The sequence below is a fragment of the Rhizobium mesosinicum genome (assembly GCF_019511345.1).
In the GTDB taxonomy this organism is placed as follows: Bacteria; Pseudomonadota; Alphaproteobacteria; order Rhizobiales; family Rhizobiaceae; genus Rhizobium; species Rhizobium mesosinicum.
In genome coordinates this window covers 1-14,211 of record NZ_JAEUAK010000019.1, presented here as the reverse complement: position 1 = coordinate 14,211, position 14,211 = coordinate 1, and the positions used below count along the sequence as shown (strand labels likewise).

The 14,211-nt window shown below is 58.8% G+C and carries 15 protein-coding genes; 6 read left to right on the top strand and 9 right to left on the bottom strand.

Annotated elements, in window-relative coordinates; all coding sequences use genetic code 11:
- Positions 1-46: 46 nt before the first annotated feature.
- A complete protein-coding gene (locus JNB85_RS29670; RefSeq protein ID WP_220337984.1) occupies positions 47-256 on the bottom strand; it encodes a CbtB domain-containing protein in 210 nt (69 codons plus the stop codon).
- Positions 257-482: 226 nt separating this feature from the next.
- Between JNB85_RS29670 and JNB85_RS29665 the strand changes: the two genes are divergently transcribed.
- On the top strand, positions 483-1,028 hold the full coding sequence (locus tag JNB85_RS29665) for a histidine phosphatase family protein (protein WP_220337983.1): 546 nt from the start codon (positions 483-485) through the stop codon (positions 1,026-1,028).
- 275 nt (positions 1,029-1,303) lie between these two features.
- Here JNB85_RS29665 and JNB85_RS29660 read toward each other — a convergent pair whose 3' ends face one another.
- The 4 genes from JNB85_RS29660 to JNB85_RS29645 all read right to left on the bottom strand — a co-directional run bounded on the left by JNB85_RS29660 (position 1,304) and on the right by JNB85_RS29645 (position 3,996).
- On the bottom strand, positions 1,304-1,744 hold the full coding sequence (locus JNB85_RS29660; RefSeq protein WP_220337982.1) for a response regulator: 441 nt from the start codon (positions 1,742-1,744) through the stop codon (positions 1,304-1,306).
- Positions 1,741-3,234 (bottom strand): sensor histidine kinase, encoded by a 1,494-nt coding sequence (locus tag JNB85_RS29655; protein ID WP_223216649.1) that lies wholly within the window; start codon positions 3,232-3,234, stop codon positions 1,741-1,743. Before JNB85_RS29655 ends, JNB85_RS29660 begins: the two co-directional genes overlap by 4 nt.
- 108 nt (positions 3,235-3,342) lie before the next feature.
- On the bottom strand, positions 3,343-3,693 hold the full coding sequence (locus tag JNB85_RS29650) for a hypothetical protein (protein ID WP_220337981.1): 351 nt from the start codon (positions 3,691-3,693) through the stop codon (positions 3,343-3,345).
- Positions 3,694-3,753: 60 nt separating this feature from the next.
- Positions 3,754-3,996, bottom strand: coding sequence for a DUF6894 family protein (locus JNB85_RS29645; protein WP_220337980.1), 243 nt, complete (start codon positions 3,994-3,996; stop codon positions 3,754-3,756).
- Positions 3,997-4,232: 236 nt separating this feature from the next.
- On the opposite strand from JNB85_RS29645, the gene JNB85_RS29640 reads away from it, so the two are divergent.
- Positions 4,233-5,804, top strand: a complete 1,572-nt coding sequence (locus tag JNB85_RS29640) for a putative bifunctional diguanylate cyclase/phosphodiesterase (protein WP_220337979.1) — start codon at positions 4,233-4,235, stop codon at positions 5,802-5,804.
- Between the two features lie 6 nt (positions 5,805-5,810).
- Here the strand turns inward: JNB85_RS29640 and JNB85_RS29635 are convergent, their stop codons facing one another.
- Positions 5,811-7,406, bottom strand: coding sequence for an inorganic phosphate transporter (locus tag JNB85_RS29635; protein WP_220337978.1), 1,596 nt, complete (start codon positions 7,404-7,406; stop codon positions 5,811-5,813).
- A gap of 217 nt (positions 7,407-7,623) precedes the next feature.
- Here JNB85_RS29635 and JNB85_RS29630 point away from each other — a divergent pair, with 217 nt between their 5' ends.
- Together JNB85_RS29630 and JNB85_RS29625 are read left to right on the top strand one after the other, a co-directional pair.
- On the top strand, positions 7,624-8,799 hold the full coding sequence (locus JNB85_RS29630; RefSeq protein WP_220337977.1) for an acetate/propionate family kinase: 1,176 nt from the start codon (positions 7,624-7,626) through the stop codon (positions 8,797-8,799).
- Between the two features lie 71 nt (positions 8,800-8,870).
- The gene (locus JNB85_RS29625) at positions 8,871-11,258 is read left to right on the top strand and encodes a phosphoketolase family protein (protein WP_220337976.1); all 2,388 of its coding nucleotides are present in this window, start codon (positions 8,871-8,873) and stop codon (positions 11,256-11,258) included.
- Between the two features lie 76 nt (positions 11,259-11,334).
- Here JNB85_RS29625 and JNB85_RS29620 read toward each other — a convergent pair whose 3' ends face one another.
- Entirely contained in the window at positions 11,335-11,727 is a 393-nt protein-coding gene (locus tag JNB85_RS29620) for a hypothetical protein (RefSeq protein ID WP_223216648.1), read from the bottom strand.
- Between the two features lie 158 nt (positions 11,728-11,885).
- Between JNB85_RS29620 and JNB85_RS29615 the strand changes: the two genes are divergently transcribed.
- Both JNB85_RS29615 and JNB85_RS29610 read left to right on the top strand, forming a co-directional pair.
- Positions 11,886-12,788: a LysR family transcriptional regulator gene (locus JNB85_RS29615; protein WP_220337975.1), complete on the top strand. Its 903-nt coding sequence runs from the start codon at positions 11,886-11,888 to the stop codon at positions 12,786-12,788.
- 197 nt (positions 12,789-12,985) lie between these two features.
- Complete coding sequence (locus tag JNB85_RS29610) at positions 12,986-13,174, top strand: hypothetical protein (protein WP_220337974.1); 189 nt, start codon at positions 12,986-12,988, stop codon at positions 13,172-13,174.
- 4 nt (positions 13,175-13,178) lie between these two features.
- On the opposite strand, the gene JNB85_RS29605 is transcribed toward JNB85_RS29610, so the two are convergent.
- Both JNB85_RS29605 and JNB85_RS29600 read right to left on the bottom strand, forming a co-directional pair.
- On the bottom strand, positions 13,179-13,616 hold the full coding sequence (locus tag JNB85_RS29605) for a universal stress protein (RefSeq protein WP_220337973.1): 438 nt from the start codon (positions 13,614-13,616) through the stop codon (positions 13,179-13,181).
- Positions 13,617-13,732: 116 nt separating this feature from the next.
- Positions 13,733-13,984, bottom strand: a complete 252-nt coding sequence (locus tag JNB85_RS29600) for a hypothetical protein (RefSeq protein ID WP_220337972.1) — start codon at positions 13,982-13,984, stop codon at positions 13,733-13,735.
- Positions 13,985-14,211 lie beyond the last annotated feature (227 nt).

The following is a 14,211-nucleotide window of genomic DNA, read 5'->3' as shown; positions in this document are numbered from 1 at the left end:
AAACTACCACTAAACCGTATCAAGCGGATCTGGAAGATCGCGACGCTTAGTGGCAGGGAAAGCCGAGGAGGTGGCGGGCGTCATGCACGAATTCGTGCACATACATGCCGTTGAAGAGCGCCATCGCGCCTTCTTCGGTTCCGACGAAATAGATGGCAATCAGCATCAGCAGGCCGCCGAAGATCGCCCATGGCAGAATCTGGCTTACAGGAATTGGGGCGGGCGACGTGACCGGCGCAAAAGTGGTGTCAGACATGTATTCCTCCTGGAATGACGCGTTCAGTCGAAGATCTCGTGTGCAGTAGGGTCTGACTTCCAACGCGAAGAACTTCGACACGCTGGTCACAGTGGCGCGACCGCGCCGGACTTTCACCGGCTTCCAAACCCGCAACGTCACGGTTATATCTGCACGTCAAAGATACTGTCAACGAAACTTCATACGCGTGGCGGTCATCCCGCCCTATCTCCGGAGGGCGCATAACGTGACCACTCGCCTCACATGGATAAATCACGGCGCCACGGCGGCAAATCGCACGGCTTCCTTTCCCATGGATGAACCGCTGGAGGAACAAGCGATGAGCAAAGCCACGCTGCCGTCACCGGGACAGGCGGACAGGGTTTTCGTAAGCCCGGCGCTGCGCAGCCGGCAGACCGCCGAAATGCTGGGCTTCGACGCGGTCCTTGCCCCCGCGCTCAGGGACTGCGACTATGGTCGCTGGAGCGGCAAGCCGCTTATGAGCCTTCATTCCGAAGAGCCTGATAATTTTGCTCTCTGGATATCCGATCCCGAAGCTGCCCCGCATGAGGGTGAGAGCCTGCAACAGCTTTGCAAACGCATCACCGGCTGGATGAATGAGGAAATGCCGCTCGGCGGCCATGTCGTGGCAGTTACCCACGCAGCCGTCATCCGCGCCGCGATCCTGGATGTCCTGAAAGCACCGCCTGCTTCCTTCTGGACAATAGATGTTCAGCCGCTCGGTATGGTGCGTATGACGCATGACAACCGCCGCTGGTCGCTGCGTTTCTGAACACGCCCCTAAATTAGTCCAGCCTTACACAAGCAAACGCGGCCATACACATTGAACCCGGTACCCCGGGGCTCTACGTCCTTCCCTGCGGAGACGAAAAATGACCTATGACTGGAGTGGGGAGCGCACGCGGCGTATTCGCGCCGTGCGTGTCGCAACTGTTGTCGCCGTTCTCGTCGGCATCATGATCAGCCTTCCACTGCTGATCAACGTCGCCTGAACTCTCAGAGTTAAAGGCGGGCGCGCTACGGCCGCTCGCCTTTCTCTTTGCCGGTTTATTGCGGGATCTGGATCACCGCGAAGAACAGGCCGAGTTGGCGGATCGCATGGGCAAAATTCTCGTAATCGACGGGCTTGGTAATGTAGACATTGGCGCCGAGGTCATAGCAGCGCTGAATTTCACGCTCGTCGTCGGTCGTCGTCAGGATCACCACCGGCAGACGCTTAGTATGCTCGTTACCCTTGATCTTATCGAGAATATCGATGCCCGACATATCCGGCAGGTTCAGGTCTAGCAGAACGAGAAGATAGCGGTCGCGGCTCACTTCGCCGCTGCGATCCGTTCCGAGAATGAAATCGAGAGCGCTGGTCCCGTTGGTAAACGGCACGATCTCGTTGTTGACGCCTGCGCGACGCACGTTCTTCTCGATGAGACGGGCATGCCCCTCATCGTCCTCGATCATGACGATGGTGACTTCCTTGCCGGTAGCTTTCATGTTTCTGCCTTTATAATCGTGCTTAGGTCTGCCGGCAGTACTAGTGTGAATGTACTTCCGACGCCTTCGGCCGAATCGACCGTAACATCGCCCCCCAAATTTCGTATTAACGAGCGCACATAGGCAAGCCCGATGCCCTCACCTGCCTGGTCCTGCTCGCCGGCACGTCGGAAAAGCTCGAATACCCGCTCCAAATCCGCTTTTCCAATACCGCGGCCATTGTCTTTGATATCGATCTGGACGCGCCCTTTGCCTGCCGGCACTGCCCTCACCCGCAAATCGAGCGGCCGGGCCGGCGAACGATATTTTACCGCGTTGTCGAAGACATTGCCGAAAATCTGGTCGAGCGAGAAACGGTCAGTCACAAGCGAAGGCACGCGCACATCGATTTCCACCGTTCCATCGGAAGCGGCGATCTGATGCCGGACACTCGCGGCCGCCGTTTCGAGCGACGCTTTGAGATCGATCCGCTCCGGAGCAAGCTTGCGCCGCCCGTCCCGCGAAATCTTCAGGATAGCATTGATGAGCGAGTCCATCTTGCGCGTGGAGGAGCGGATGAAATTCACCGCCTCCGGCAGGTCTTCTTCCACCGCAAGCCGCGCCTCCCTGATTTCCTCCTCGCTCGGCGCCCTGTCATCCGCAAGAACATAGGCGGTTACCGCCTTTAGGCTGGTTTCCAACTCGCTTAGAAAGCCCATGATGTTGACGAGCGGCGCGCGGAGATCGTGCGTGACGATATAGGCAAAACGCTGGATTTCCTGGTTCGCCCGCATAAGATCTTCGGTGCGCTCGCTCACGCGCTCTTCCAGCCCGACATTGAGCACTTCGAGTTCCCTCTGCGCCCGCGAAAGTTCCCGCACGTGCTGGATGATGATGAGGATGGCGCCACCGACGACGATGACAATGGCAATCGCGCCGCCCACCGTGACCCATTGCAGATTAGCGGCCGCATTCAATTGTTCGGTAACGATAACCCGCAGGCGATCGTCTGTCGAAGCGATAAGACCGGTGAGCGTCGAGCGTGCCACCGCCATTGCTGCATTGCCGGCATCGCTGCGGACGATGGCAAGTGCATCCGCCATCTGCCCCTGCGACGCGAGCGTAACGGTCGACGATAGCTCCTTGAGTTTGGCGTCGATCGCACTATCCAGAGGCACCATGCTTCCGCTGTAGAGCGAAACATCATTCGTGGCATTCCGCAACCGCTGCCGCCGCTCCGAGAAGCCTGCAATCGCTATATGGTAGGGATCGAGATATTTCCGGTCCAGCGTCAGCAGGAAGCCGCGCTGGCCGGTCTCGGCGTCCTGAAGGGTCGAGAGCAGATCGGCGGCAGCGCTGCGCACCTGACGTATCTGCGCCACCTCATCGGAATAGACACTGTTTTCCCGAACAAGCCAGAGCGAGGTCCCGACAATCAACGTCAGGATCAACACGCCGAGCGCCAGCATGATAAGCGCGGAGCGCACGAAGGAGGCATTCGAGGAGGGCATGAGAGCGATCTTTGAGCTGCGGGTCTAAACTACCTGTGACCGAAAAGCGCCCTGCGATCAAGCTGATGATCGCAGGGCGCCTTCTACGGTGCGGCCATGAATGGCAGATCAGTGCTTGCTGCCCTTGGGGATTGCGGTGCTGGTGACCGAGACTGGATCGCTGGCGGGAAATGTGCCTTCCAGCCCTTCATCGAGCTGCTCTTCCATCGTTCCCTGATCACCCGCCGCACGGGCGGTCTGGAGCACGCTGAGGCGAGCGCCGTCTTCGCAGATCTCCGCCGCAGCAAAACGGCTCATCACTTCCCTCGCCTTTTCGACCGCATTCAGCCGGTTCAGTTGCTGGCCGCGATCGCTCTTGATCTGCACGGAGACGACTTCGCCGCCGTCGCCCACGAACTCGACCGTGAAACCACCTTTGCTGCCATAGGCGGGGATGACCTGGGTGCCGACAACGTGCATGAGATTGTCCTCTCTCTTGAATAGTTCTGAAAAACGGTTTGGACGCGACATTGGTTCCGCTCAAGACGGCCGGACGTAGTCTACTTTCAGCTCCAGCCGCAGCCGCACGATGGGAGTGCGATCACCGTTCTGCACTTCTATGCCCAGCGATCCGCCCGGCCATTGCGGCAGGCCATCGAGCGCCATTTCGGCCAGCACATGCTTTGCCTCTTCCACGGCGGCGAAAAGATCGGGAAATTCGAACGGCAGGTCATCCGGAACCATGCCGTCATTGTCTACGGTCTTGAAATAGAAGAGAGACATCTCGCTGCATCCGTTGCGAAAGCTTAAAGCAACAGGCGGCCAAAGGTTTCAAATTGCCTGCAAAAATTCGGCTTTCCGTATATCGCGCTAAGAAGCAGCGCAGCGCGCACGGTCTGCCGTTTATGATGAAAGTGCTACCGAATGGATGGCACGATCTCCGACAATTCGCCTTCAGGTTTCAATAAACATTTCAGACTTTCATGATATTTCCGCCCCGGATGGAGGTAGAGAAGCTCATGGCGGAATTCTTCAGGAGCAGGGCTGGAAAGCAATGCCTGTGTCTCATGGCGCTTGGAGCAACGCTGTGGATTTCAGGTACCCTGCTGGATGTCGATAGCTGGCTCGTTTCCTTCATGAGCGGCTTGGAGAACTACGGCGCCGACGAGTTCGTGCTTGCCCTCGGCATTGCCGGCGGGATGAGTTTCATCTATTCCGTGTTGCGGATTGGCGACCTTCGCAAAGAGACGCAACTTCGCGGTGCCGCCCAGGCGCGCGCCGACTGGACCGCTACTCACGATCATCTGACCAAGCTTCCGAACCGCTACGCCTTTGAACGCAAGATCCTGCCCAAGCCCGCCTATAAGGACGGCGACGTCCCCGAAGGGGCCAAGAGCAACGTTACGATCTTCTCCGTCGATCTCGACGGATTCAAGAAAGTCAACGACCTTGTCGGCCACAAGGGTGGCGATGTGCTGCTGGTGGAAGTAGCCAAGCGCATCTGCGCACTGGGAAATGCCGATTGCGTTTATCGTTTCGGCGGGGATGAATTCATCGTCATCGCCCTCGGCATGACCGAAGCGCGGGAGGAATGGTTCGCCAAAGTGCTCATCCAGGCAGTCACCCGACCCATCCTGATCGATGGCTTTGCCGTCGAAGTCGGCGCCAGCGTGGGTTACGACCGCTGGAACGAAGGCGCAGAGCCACTCGAGGATGCAGCTCACCGCGCCGACCTTGCCATGTACGAGGCGAAATCACGCGGTCCCAACCATCACCTGATCTTCCGACCGTCCATGCAAGACAAGGTGACGGAACGCGCATCACTCGAGAGCAAGCTGCGGGGCGCCATTCAGAACAAGGCGATCAAGACCCACTATCAGCCGCTGATCGACCTTAGGAGTGGTAGGCTCTGCGGCTTTGAGGCGCTGGCCCGATGGACTGACGAAGACGGTATGAAGATTCCGCCTCCGGTCTTCATCGGCATTGCCGAAGAAACCGGCATGATAACCGAACTTTTCGAAAACCTCCTCGCCCAGGCCTGCAGCGATGCCCTCGCCTGGCCAGATGATGTAAGGCTTTCCTTCAACGTGTCACCTGTGCAGATGGAGGATAAACTCCTTCCCTCGCGCATCTTCAAAGTGCTCGCGGCAAGCGGCCTGCCCGCCGGGCGGCTGGAAGTTGAAATTACCGAAAACGCGCTGATCCAGGATCCCGCGATCGCAGCCCATATTCTCGATGAATTGCATAAAGCCGGCGTACAGATCGCTCTCGATGATTTCGGTACGGGCTATTCGAGCCTTGCTCAGCTCGCCCGTTACCGCTTCGACAAAATCAAGATCGACAAGAGTTTCATCGCCACCTGCCGGGAGGACGAGAAGCAGGAAAAGATCGTCCGCGCCATGCTTGCTCTCGGAAGAAGCCTCAACATCAAGACGACTGCTGAAGGCGTCGAGGAGCACGCCCAGCTCGCCTATCTACTGCCGCTTGGCTGCGACATCGGCCAGGGCCATCTCTTCGGCAAAGCGATGCCCGCCGCAGAGGCGGGCATCTTTATCGAAAATCAGAATACCAGTCTCGCCTTTACGGCCTGACCAACCTTAGAAGATCTGGCGAAGAACCACGAACAGCAAGAAGGCGATTGCGATCGAGGCAGGAAGCGTCAGAACCCAGGCCATGAGCATATTGCGCACGGTGGACCATTGCAGGCCTGAGCCGTTCGCAGCCATCGTGCCGGCCACACCTGATGACAGCACGTGCGTGGTCGAAACCGGCAGGCCGAGATGGTCGGCCGAGGCGATCGTCGCCATGGCGACGACTTCCGCGGCGGCACCCTGGCCGTAGGTCAGATGGGTTTTGCCGATCTTCTCACCAACCGTCACAACGATGCGCTTCCAGCCGACCATCGTGCCGAGGCCCAATGCCAGCGCGACGGCGACCTTCACCCACAACGGAATGAACTTCGTCGCGTTGTCTACCGCCGCATGATAGCCGGTGACGGCCTTGAGATCACTGGCGTCCATCGGCAGCAGCTTCTTCTTGTCGACGAGCTTGAGCGCCTCGCCGATCAGGTAGATGTCGTTGCGGACGTTGCCGACGAGATTGGTCGGAACGGCTTCCAGTGTCGGGAAAGCAGCGACTTCGGCGCTCGTCTGATGGATATACTGCTGCAGCGCCGGGGTGGTCGCATCCGTCCAGACCTTGTTCTTGACGGCATTGCCGACTTCGGCCTTGTAGTCGGTGACAGTCACGCCCGGCTTTACATATTTGCCAAGCGCCGTTTCTACCTGCGCCGACGCCGATTTGTAGGCTTCGAGATAGTTGACATCAGGCGTGCGGTTGAGCGCGAAGGCGGTCGGCACCAGACCGATGAGGATGAGCATGATGAGACCCATGCCCTTCTGGCCGTCATTCGAACCGTGGGCGAAGCTCACGCCCGTGCAGGTGAAGATCAGGATGGCGCGGATCCACAACGGCGGCGGCTGGTTGCCCTTCGGCTCCTGATAGAGTTCGGGTTTGCGCACCAGGAACTTCATAACGACGAGCAGGACGGCGGAAAGGCCGAAACCGATGATTGGTGAAATCAAGAGCGACAAGCCGATATTGGTTGCCTGAGACCAGTCCACGCCGCTGGTGGCAGAGCCTGCCGGCGCCAGGAATTGGTTGGCGAGGCCAACGCCGATGATCGAGCCGACCAGCGTGTGCGAGCTCGATGACGGCAGGCCGAGATACCACGTGCCGAGATTCCAAATGATCGCTGCGATCAACAGCGCAAAGACCATGGCAAGGCCCGAACCGGAACCGACCTGCAGGATCAGCTCGACTGGCAGCAGCGCCAGGATGCCGAAGGCCACTGCACCGGTGGATGTCAGAACGCCGAGGAAGTTGAAGAAGCCCGACCAGATGACGGCAAATTCCGCCGGCATGGAGCGCGTGTAGATAACGGTCGCCACGGCATTGGCCGTATCATGGAAACCGTTGACGAACTCGAAGCCGAGCGCGATCAGCAGCGCGAGACCGAGAAGTACCCACGGAACGGCAACGGCGGCAGTCAGATCACGGGACAGGGCATAGGCGACATATCCGAGACCGCAGACCAGAATGAGACCGAACACCGGCAGGAACCACTTGCCTACGGAATTCGAATGGTGCAGCGGATGGGAAACGTCACTATGGCTTGGGGCAATGTCGGCCATGGAATAGTTCCTTGTTCCATTTGCAAATTTGCCATTTGTTAATAAATCCGCAGCGTGAAACTCTCATGACGCAACCATTCCACGCGTCATCCCGAGCCGGCATCTTCGGGGACCGAAATCGACAACCGAAAATTGCTCGCAGGGAGAGAAGAGGCTTTCCACGCGGCGCCATGGCGCTAAGTTCGTTTATCGTCACGCTTGCGGGAGCATCAAGCAAATGCCGTCGACCGACCTTCTCCTGACCTTCAATGCCGGTTCGTCGACGGTGAAGATCGGCATTTTCGCAATCGAAGATGCAAATGTGCGCCGCATCGGCAAGGGCGTGATCGATTTTCGGTCTGAACCGCTTGCCTTCAGTCTTACCGAAGGCCCACAGACATTTGAAACGCCGCTGAAGGCCAAGCTGACCGACGATCTGCACGCCGTCATCGACGAAACGTTCAAGCTGCTCTCTGAGCATTTCGATATCGATGCCGTTCGTGCGGCAGGTCACCGCGTGGTTCATGGCGGCGATGACTTCATCGAAGCAATGGCCCTCGATATGGCCGCGATCGAGGCGATCAACGCACTCACGCCGCTCGCACCCCTTCACCAGCCGCAAGCGCTCCGCTTCATCCGCGCCCTGAAGCACCTGCGGCCACACCTTGCCCAGACGGCTTCCTTCGATACCGCCTTTCACGCCACGCAGACCGATCTCGTCCGCCGTTTCGCCATCCCCCGCGTACTTCATGACGAGGGCATCAAGCGCTACGGCTTTCACGGCCTTTCCTACAAATTCATTGCCGGCGAAGTGAGCCGCAAGCTATCGAACAAGCCGAAAATCGTCGCCGCGCATCTCGGTAGCGGCGCGAGCCTCTGCGCCCTGGAAAAGGGTGTCAGCCGCGATTGCAGCATGGGCTTTTCGACGCTCGACGGCATTCCCATGGCAACCCGACCGGGCTGGCTGGATCCCGGCGTGATCCTCCATCTGTTGCAGCAAAAGAAGCAGTCCGCCGATCAGGTGGAAGATTTGCTCTACCATCGCTCCGGTCTGCTTGGCGTCTCCGGCATCAATGCCGATACCCGCGATCTTCTCGAGGATAGCCGCGCAGAAGCCCAAGAGGCGCTCGACCTCTTCACATTGCGCATCGCAGGCGAGATCGGCCGCATGTCGGTGACGCTGGGCGGGCTCGACGCCATCGTATTTACAGCTGGCATTGGCGAGCATCAGCCGCAGATCCGCGCTTCCGTCATCCGGCAGCTGGCCTGGCTCGGCCTTACGGTCGACGAAAAGGCGAATGCCGCCAACGGCTTCACGATCACGACACCCGCAAGCCGCATCACGGCGCATGTCATTGCCACCGACGAGGAACAGGTCATCGCGCAGGAGGCACTCTCCATTCTTCGCTCCTGATGATCCAGATCAAGAGCATGCCGGCGCCATCGGCTAGAATTGACGTTGAACAAGTTTAAACGGAGAAATCCATGGAAAAGCATGTCTCGACTCCAGCAGTTCTGTCAGACGCCGAACTCACGCTTATCGACCGCTACTGGCGGGCAGCCAATTATCTCTCGGTCGGGCAAATCTATCTCCTGTCCAACCCTCTCCTGCGTCGGCCCCTGAAATCAGAACATATCAAGCCCCGCCTGCTCGGGCACTGGGGCACGACGCCCGGCCTCAACTTCATCTACGCGCATCTGAACCGCGTCATCCGCGCCCGCGATCTCGACGTCATCTATATGTGCGGTCCCGGCCATGGCGGGCCAGGCATGGTCGCCAATACCTATCTCGAAGGCATTTACAGCGAGATCTATCCCGATATCGCCGAGACCGAGGACGGCATGCGCAAGCTCTTCCGCCAGTTCTCCTTCCCCGGCGGCATTCCGAGCCATGCAGCGCCGGAGACGCCAGGCTCCATCCACGAGGGCGGTGAACTCGGCTATGCGCTCGTCCATGCCTATGGCGCGGCTTTTGACAATCCCGATCTGATCGTCGCCTGCGTTATCGGCGACGGCGAGGCGGAAACCGGCCCGCTTGCGGCAAGCTGGCATTCCAACAAGTTCCTGAATCCCGCCCGCGACGGCGCCGTACTGCCGATCCTGCATCTGAACGGCTACAAGATCGCCAATCCAACCATCCTCGGCCGGGCAACCGACGAGGATCTCACGCATTTGTTCGAAGGTTATGGCTATGAACCCTTCTTCGTCGAGGGTCACGAGCCGGCAAAGATGCATCAGCAGATGGCCGCAACCTTCGAGAAAGTCTTCGACCGTATTCGCGCCATTCAGAAAGAGGCCCGCAGCGACAAAGCGCCACAAGCCTGCCCGCGCTGGCCGATGGTTGTGTTACGCAGTCCCAAAGGCTGGACCGGACCCAAAGAGGTGGACGGAAAGAAGGTCGAGGGTTTCTGGCGCGCCCATCAAGTGCCGGTCTCCAATTGCCGCGATAACGCCGGGCACCGGAAAATCCTCGAAGACTGGATGCGCAGCTACGATCCCGAAGACCTCTTCGACGCCGCCGGCCGGTTGAAGCCGGAACTGCGGGCGCTGGCCCCCTCGGGTGAGCGCCGTATGGGCGCCAATCCGCATGCCAACGGCGGTATTCTGCGCAAAGAATTGATCGCACCCGATATCCGCTCCTATGAGGTAAAGGTGGAAAAGCGGGGGGCTGAAATGGTCCAATCCACCGAAATCCTTGGTCGCTATCTGCGCGATACGCTGAAGCTCAACGATGCCAATGCGAATTTCCGCATTTTCGGCCCCGACGAAACGGAATCGAACCGTCTCGGCAGCGTCTTCGAAGTCACGGATCGCGTCTGGATGGAGAAAATCGAGTCTTATGATGTCGGTCTGTCGCGTGACGGCCGCGTCATGGAGGTTCTGAGCGAGCATCTTTGCCAGGGATGGCTGGAAGGCTACCTGCTGACGGGCCGGCATGGCCTGTTTTCCTGCTACGAGGCCTTCATCCACATTATCGATTCCATGTTCAACCAGCATGCCAAGTGGCTGAAGGTCACCCGCGAACTGGAGTGGAGGAAGCCGATCTCCTCCCTCAACTACCTCTTGACCTCGCATGTCTGGCGGCAGGACCATAACGGCTTCTCGCATCAGGACCCCGGCTTCGTCGATCTCGTCGCCAACAAGAAGGCTGATATCGTCCGCATTTACCTGCCGCCGGACGCCAACACTTTGCTCTGGGTCGGCGATCATTGCCTTGGGACTTATGACCGCATCAACGTCATCGTCGCCGGCAAGCAGCCGGAACCGCAATGGCTGACGATGGACGAGGCGGTGAAACATTGTGAGGCCGGTATCGGCGTTTGGGATTGGGCAAGCCATGAAGAAGATACGGTGGCGCCTGATCTCGTCATGGCCTGCGCCGGCGACGTGCCGACCATGGAAACGCTCGCCGCCGTCGATCTGCTGCACCAGCATATTCCGGAACTGAAAATCCGCACGGTAAACGTGGTCGACCTGCTCGCGTTGCAATCGAAGGATCAGCATCCGCACGGCCTGACGGATGAGAATTTCGATGCGATCTTCACCACCGACAAGCCAGTCATTTTCGCTTATCACGGCTATCCCTACCTCATTCACCGGCTGACCTATAAGCGCACCAACCATCGCAACATCCATGTGCGCGGCTTCATTGAGGAAGGCACGACCACCACACCCTTCGACATGACCGTGCTCAACGAGCTCGACCGCTTCCACCTCGCCATCGAGGGGATCGAGCGCGTTCCGGGCCTGAAGGAGAAAGTGCCTGAAGTGCTGGAAAGCCTGAGAGCTAAACTCGTCGAGCATCATGCCTATGTCCGCGAATATGGTGAGGACATGCCCGACGTGCGTAACTGGAAATGGCCCGCGGCCTGAGAGCAGGTAACCTTACATGAAAGGGCCGCACGGTTACCGCGCGGCCCTTCCCCAGCCGTGATGCGGGATCACAATATTACCGTCCGTTCTGCGTGCCGCTCGGCGTGGTCACGCCGGTCGGACCACCACCGCTACCATCAGGTGTCGGATCGCGGTCGGTGGCTTCCGGCGGCTTGATGGAGCCTGTTGCCGGATTATTGTCGAATGTGCCCTGGCCCGAGGGCTGCGCGTTGATCGGATCTTGGGTCGTGGACGCGGTCGAAGCCGGTTCGTTGGTCGTCCCCGGCCAGATAGCAAAGCTTGCCGCAGCGATCAGAATGACCAGGATGCCGGCTGCCAGCACGCCCCAGAGCGAAACGCTGCGCCGCTCATCGGCAAGCGTTTTCTCCTCTTCATAGGATGCCTGCCCGAGCGGCATGCCTGTCTTCTCATCCACAATTCGGTTCTTGTCGTCACCATATTGGGTCATCGCTTGATCCTCCAATCTGTATCGGAGAAACCAGATCGGCGGCAAGAGGTTCCATTGAGCAGGCTTTCTAAGCCAATGCTGGCAGCGCTAAGGGAGTGTTTTCTTGACTAAGCTGCACTTTCTCAACATCATCCATGACATCAAATCAGGAGTGGATCATGGCATTCGACGGTCGCCTCCTTTCGGGTGTCAGCACGCTTGCCGCAGTGGTCGAAAGCGGCAGCTTCGTCAAAGCGGCCGATGTGCTGGGCCTTTCAGCCTCCGGCGTCAGCCGCGCCATATCTAGGCTGGAGGCCCGTATCGGCGTGCGCCTCCTCGACCGCACTACCCGCTCGGTACGACTGACGGACGAAGGCGCCCGTTTCTACGAACAGGTCGCTCCACATCTCGATGGCATCGAGGAAGCCGCCACGCTTGCATCAGGCGCGTCACTGACCGTGGGCGGCCGCCTGCGTGTCGATGTTGACCCGATCTTTTCCCGCATGGTGCTGGCGCCGCATCTGAAGCGGTTCATGGCCCGCTATCCGGCGCTGGAACTCGAACTGATAACGCGCGACCTGATGAGCGATCTCGTCGCCGGTGGTAACGATATCGCTGTCCGCTTCGGCCAGCAGCCGAGCTCCTCGCGCATCGCCCGCAAGCTGATGGAAACCCGCGTTCTCACGGTCGCAACACCAGCCTATCTCGCTGAGCACGGCACGCCGAAGACGCCCACCGAAATAACCGACCACTCCTGCATCCAATTCCGCGATCCGCTGACGGGCCGGACCTTCGAATGGGAACTGCACAGAGGCAAGAAGATCGTGCGGCTCGACGCCCGTGGTCCGCTTCTGATGAGCGACCCCGGCACCATGCTCGATGCCTGCCTTGCCGGCGCCGGCATCGCCCAGGTGCTTGCCCTCAGCGTCAAGGACCTGCTTGCCGAAGGACGTCTTGTTGAGCTCTATCCAGACTGGCCGGGCGAATCCTTCCCGCTTTATGCAATCCATCCCTCTCGGCATCACGTGCCGGCCAAGGTTACCGCCTTTATCGAATTCTGCCTCGAACTTATCAGCGACTAAAGCTATTCTCCAGCAAAAGCGCACAGCGGTTTTGCGGAATTGCCTAAAAAAACAAAGAGATGGGGCGTTTCTTCGCATCGGGGGAAACGGAAATGCTCACCGATCTTCGAAAGTTGGTGACAACCTCGTGGCCCTTGTTCCGGACCGGCCTGAGGGAGGCTATGAATTCGCAACTGGAAACACTCCCGAGGAAAGCCATGAAGGGTTTCGCCACCAGCCTGACCGCCTCCCGCCTAGAGGAAGTGCTGGCCTTCTACATGACGCCGGAGGAAGTCAGCTATGACGAAGCCGACGACAGCCGCGAGGAAAGCGGAGCAGTGCCCGCCAAGAGGGCAGATCATGTCGCCGAACACACGGCGCCCCTCGCGACACTGGCGGAAGACTGAGCTTTTATTTTACGACCAGGACCGGGATACCCGCCTCGGAAAGGACCTCGGACGTTTGGCTGCCGAGCATGAGCCGCGAAATCCCGCGGCGACCGTGCGAGGAAATAACGATCAGGCCACAGCCCCGCTCTGCTGCCGTTTCCAGAATGGCGACCGCCGGCGAAAGATGCACCTTGCTGACGAAGTCGGCGACGACGCCGGCGCTCTTCGCTTTTTCCCCGATGATCTTTTCCAGATCCTCGATCTCTTTTCGGCGGCCCTCATTATAGCTGTCCATCGCCTCAGCCTGCACGATCCCTTGCAGCGCAAAACCGGTCAGCGGCACGATGACGCTGACAACGGTCACGGGAAGGCTGAGCGCCTTGGCAAGTGCAAGACCATGATCGACACCCCGACCGGCAAGTTCCGAACCGTCGGTGGGCAACAATATGCGATCGTACATGGAAGATCCATTCTGCTGGTTGAATTCAAATGACGAACGAATTCAACATCAATCGTAATCCTCCGCCTTGACTGAGGTCAACGTTGAGGCACGAGCGACCGAATTCGACCCTCCCCTCAATTCCAGAGGAAATCCTCGCTTTCGATACGGGAAACAAGCTTGAGCGTGCCATCAGGCTGGACGACATACCGCTCGAACTGCCGAAGGCCGAAGTCGCCAAGGAAAGTATGTTTGATCACGGTGCCGGGCTTGTAGGGCGAGTGGATAACTTTGCCGCCATAGGTCAGACTACCCGGTATCGGCTGATCGGCGGTCGTAGTGCTGCAACCCGCCACCAGGAGAAGCATTGCGGCAAACGCGTATTTCATGAAAGTCCCCAATTTGCACTGCGCCTATGGTAGAAATTATGGCGTTTGCATACGCGAAAACAAGACCACGGCTAAGGCGTATCTAATATTTCGCTTTCGGTGCCCGACTTGAGAGATAGGTGACGTTTTGTACCGGAGAGATGGGTAACACTTTTCGCTTTTGGCGGGAGGTGTTGATGCCGTGGAAAGAGACTTCGGTGATGGAGGAACGTCTGCGATTTGTCGCC

Bases quoted from the DNA above. Each gene is read 5' to 3' on its own strand.
- JNB85_RS29670 (WP_220337984.1), bottom strand. From the start codon at position 256: ATGTCTGACACCACTTTTGCGCCGGTCACGTCGCCCGCCCCAATTCCT.
- JNB85_RS29660 (WP_220337982.1), bottom strand. From the start codon at position 1,744: ATGAAAGCTACCGGCAAGGAAGTCACCATCGTCATGATCGAGGACGAT.
- JNB85_RS29655 (WP_223216649.1), bottom strand. From the start codon at position 3,234: ATGCCCTCCTCGAATGCCTCCTTCGTGCGCTCCGCGCTTATCATGCTG.
- JNB85_RS29650 (WP_220337981.1), bottom strand. From the start codon at position 3,693: ATGCACGTTGTCGGCACCCAGGTCATCCCCGCCTATGGCAGCAAAGGT.
- JNB85_RS29645 (WP_220337980.1), bottom strand. From the start codon at position 3,996: ATGTCTCTCTTCTATTTCAAGACCGTAGACAATGACGGCATGGTTCCG.
- JNB85_RS29640 (WP_220337979.1), top strand. From the start codon at position 4,233: ATGGCGGAATTCTTCAGGAGCAGGGCTGGAAAGCAATGCCTGTGTCTC.
- JNB85_RS29635 (WP_220337978.1), bottom strand. From the start codon at position 7,406: ATGGCCGACATTGCCCCAAGCCATAGTGACGTTTCCCATCCGCTGCAC.
- JNB85_RS29630 (WP_220337977.1), top strand. From the start codon at position 7,624: ATGCCGTCGACCGACCTTCTCCTGACCTTCAATGCCGGTTCGTCGACG.
- JNB85_RS29625 (WP_220337976.1), top strand. From the start codon at position 8,871: ATGGAAAAGCATGTCTCGACTCCAGCAGTTCTGTCAGACGCCGAACTC.
- JNB85_RS29620 (WP_223216648.1), bottom strand. From the start codon at position 11,727: ATGACCCAATATGGTGACGACAAGAACCGAATTGTGGATGAGAAGACA.
- JNB85_RS29615 (WP_220337975.1), top strand. From the start codon at position 11,886: ATGGCATTCGACGGTCGCCTCCTTTCGGGTGTCAGCACGCTTGCCGCA.
- JNB85_RS29610 (WP_220337974.1), top strand. From the start codon at position 12,986: ATGAAGGGTTTCGCCACCAGCCTGACCGCCTCCCGCCTAGAGGAAGTG.
- JNB85_RS29605 (WP_220337973.1), bottom strand. From the start codon at position 13,616: ATGTACGATCGCATATTGTTGCCCACCGACGGTTCGGAACTTGCCGGT.
- JNB85_RS29600 (WP_220337972.1), bottom strand. From the start codon at position 13,984: ATGAAATACGCGTTTGCCGCAATGCTTCTCCTGGTGGCGGGTTGCAGC.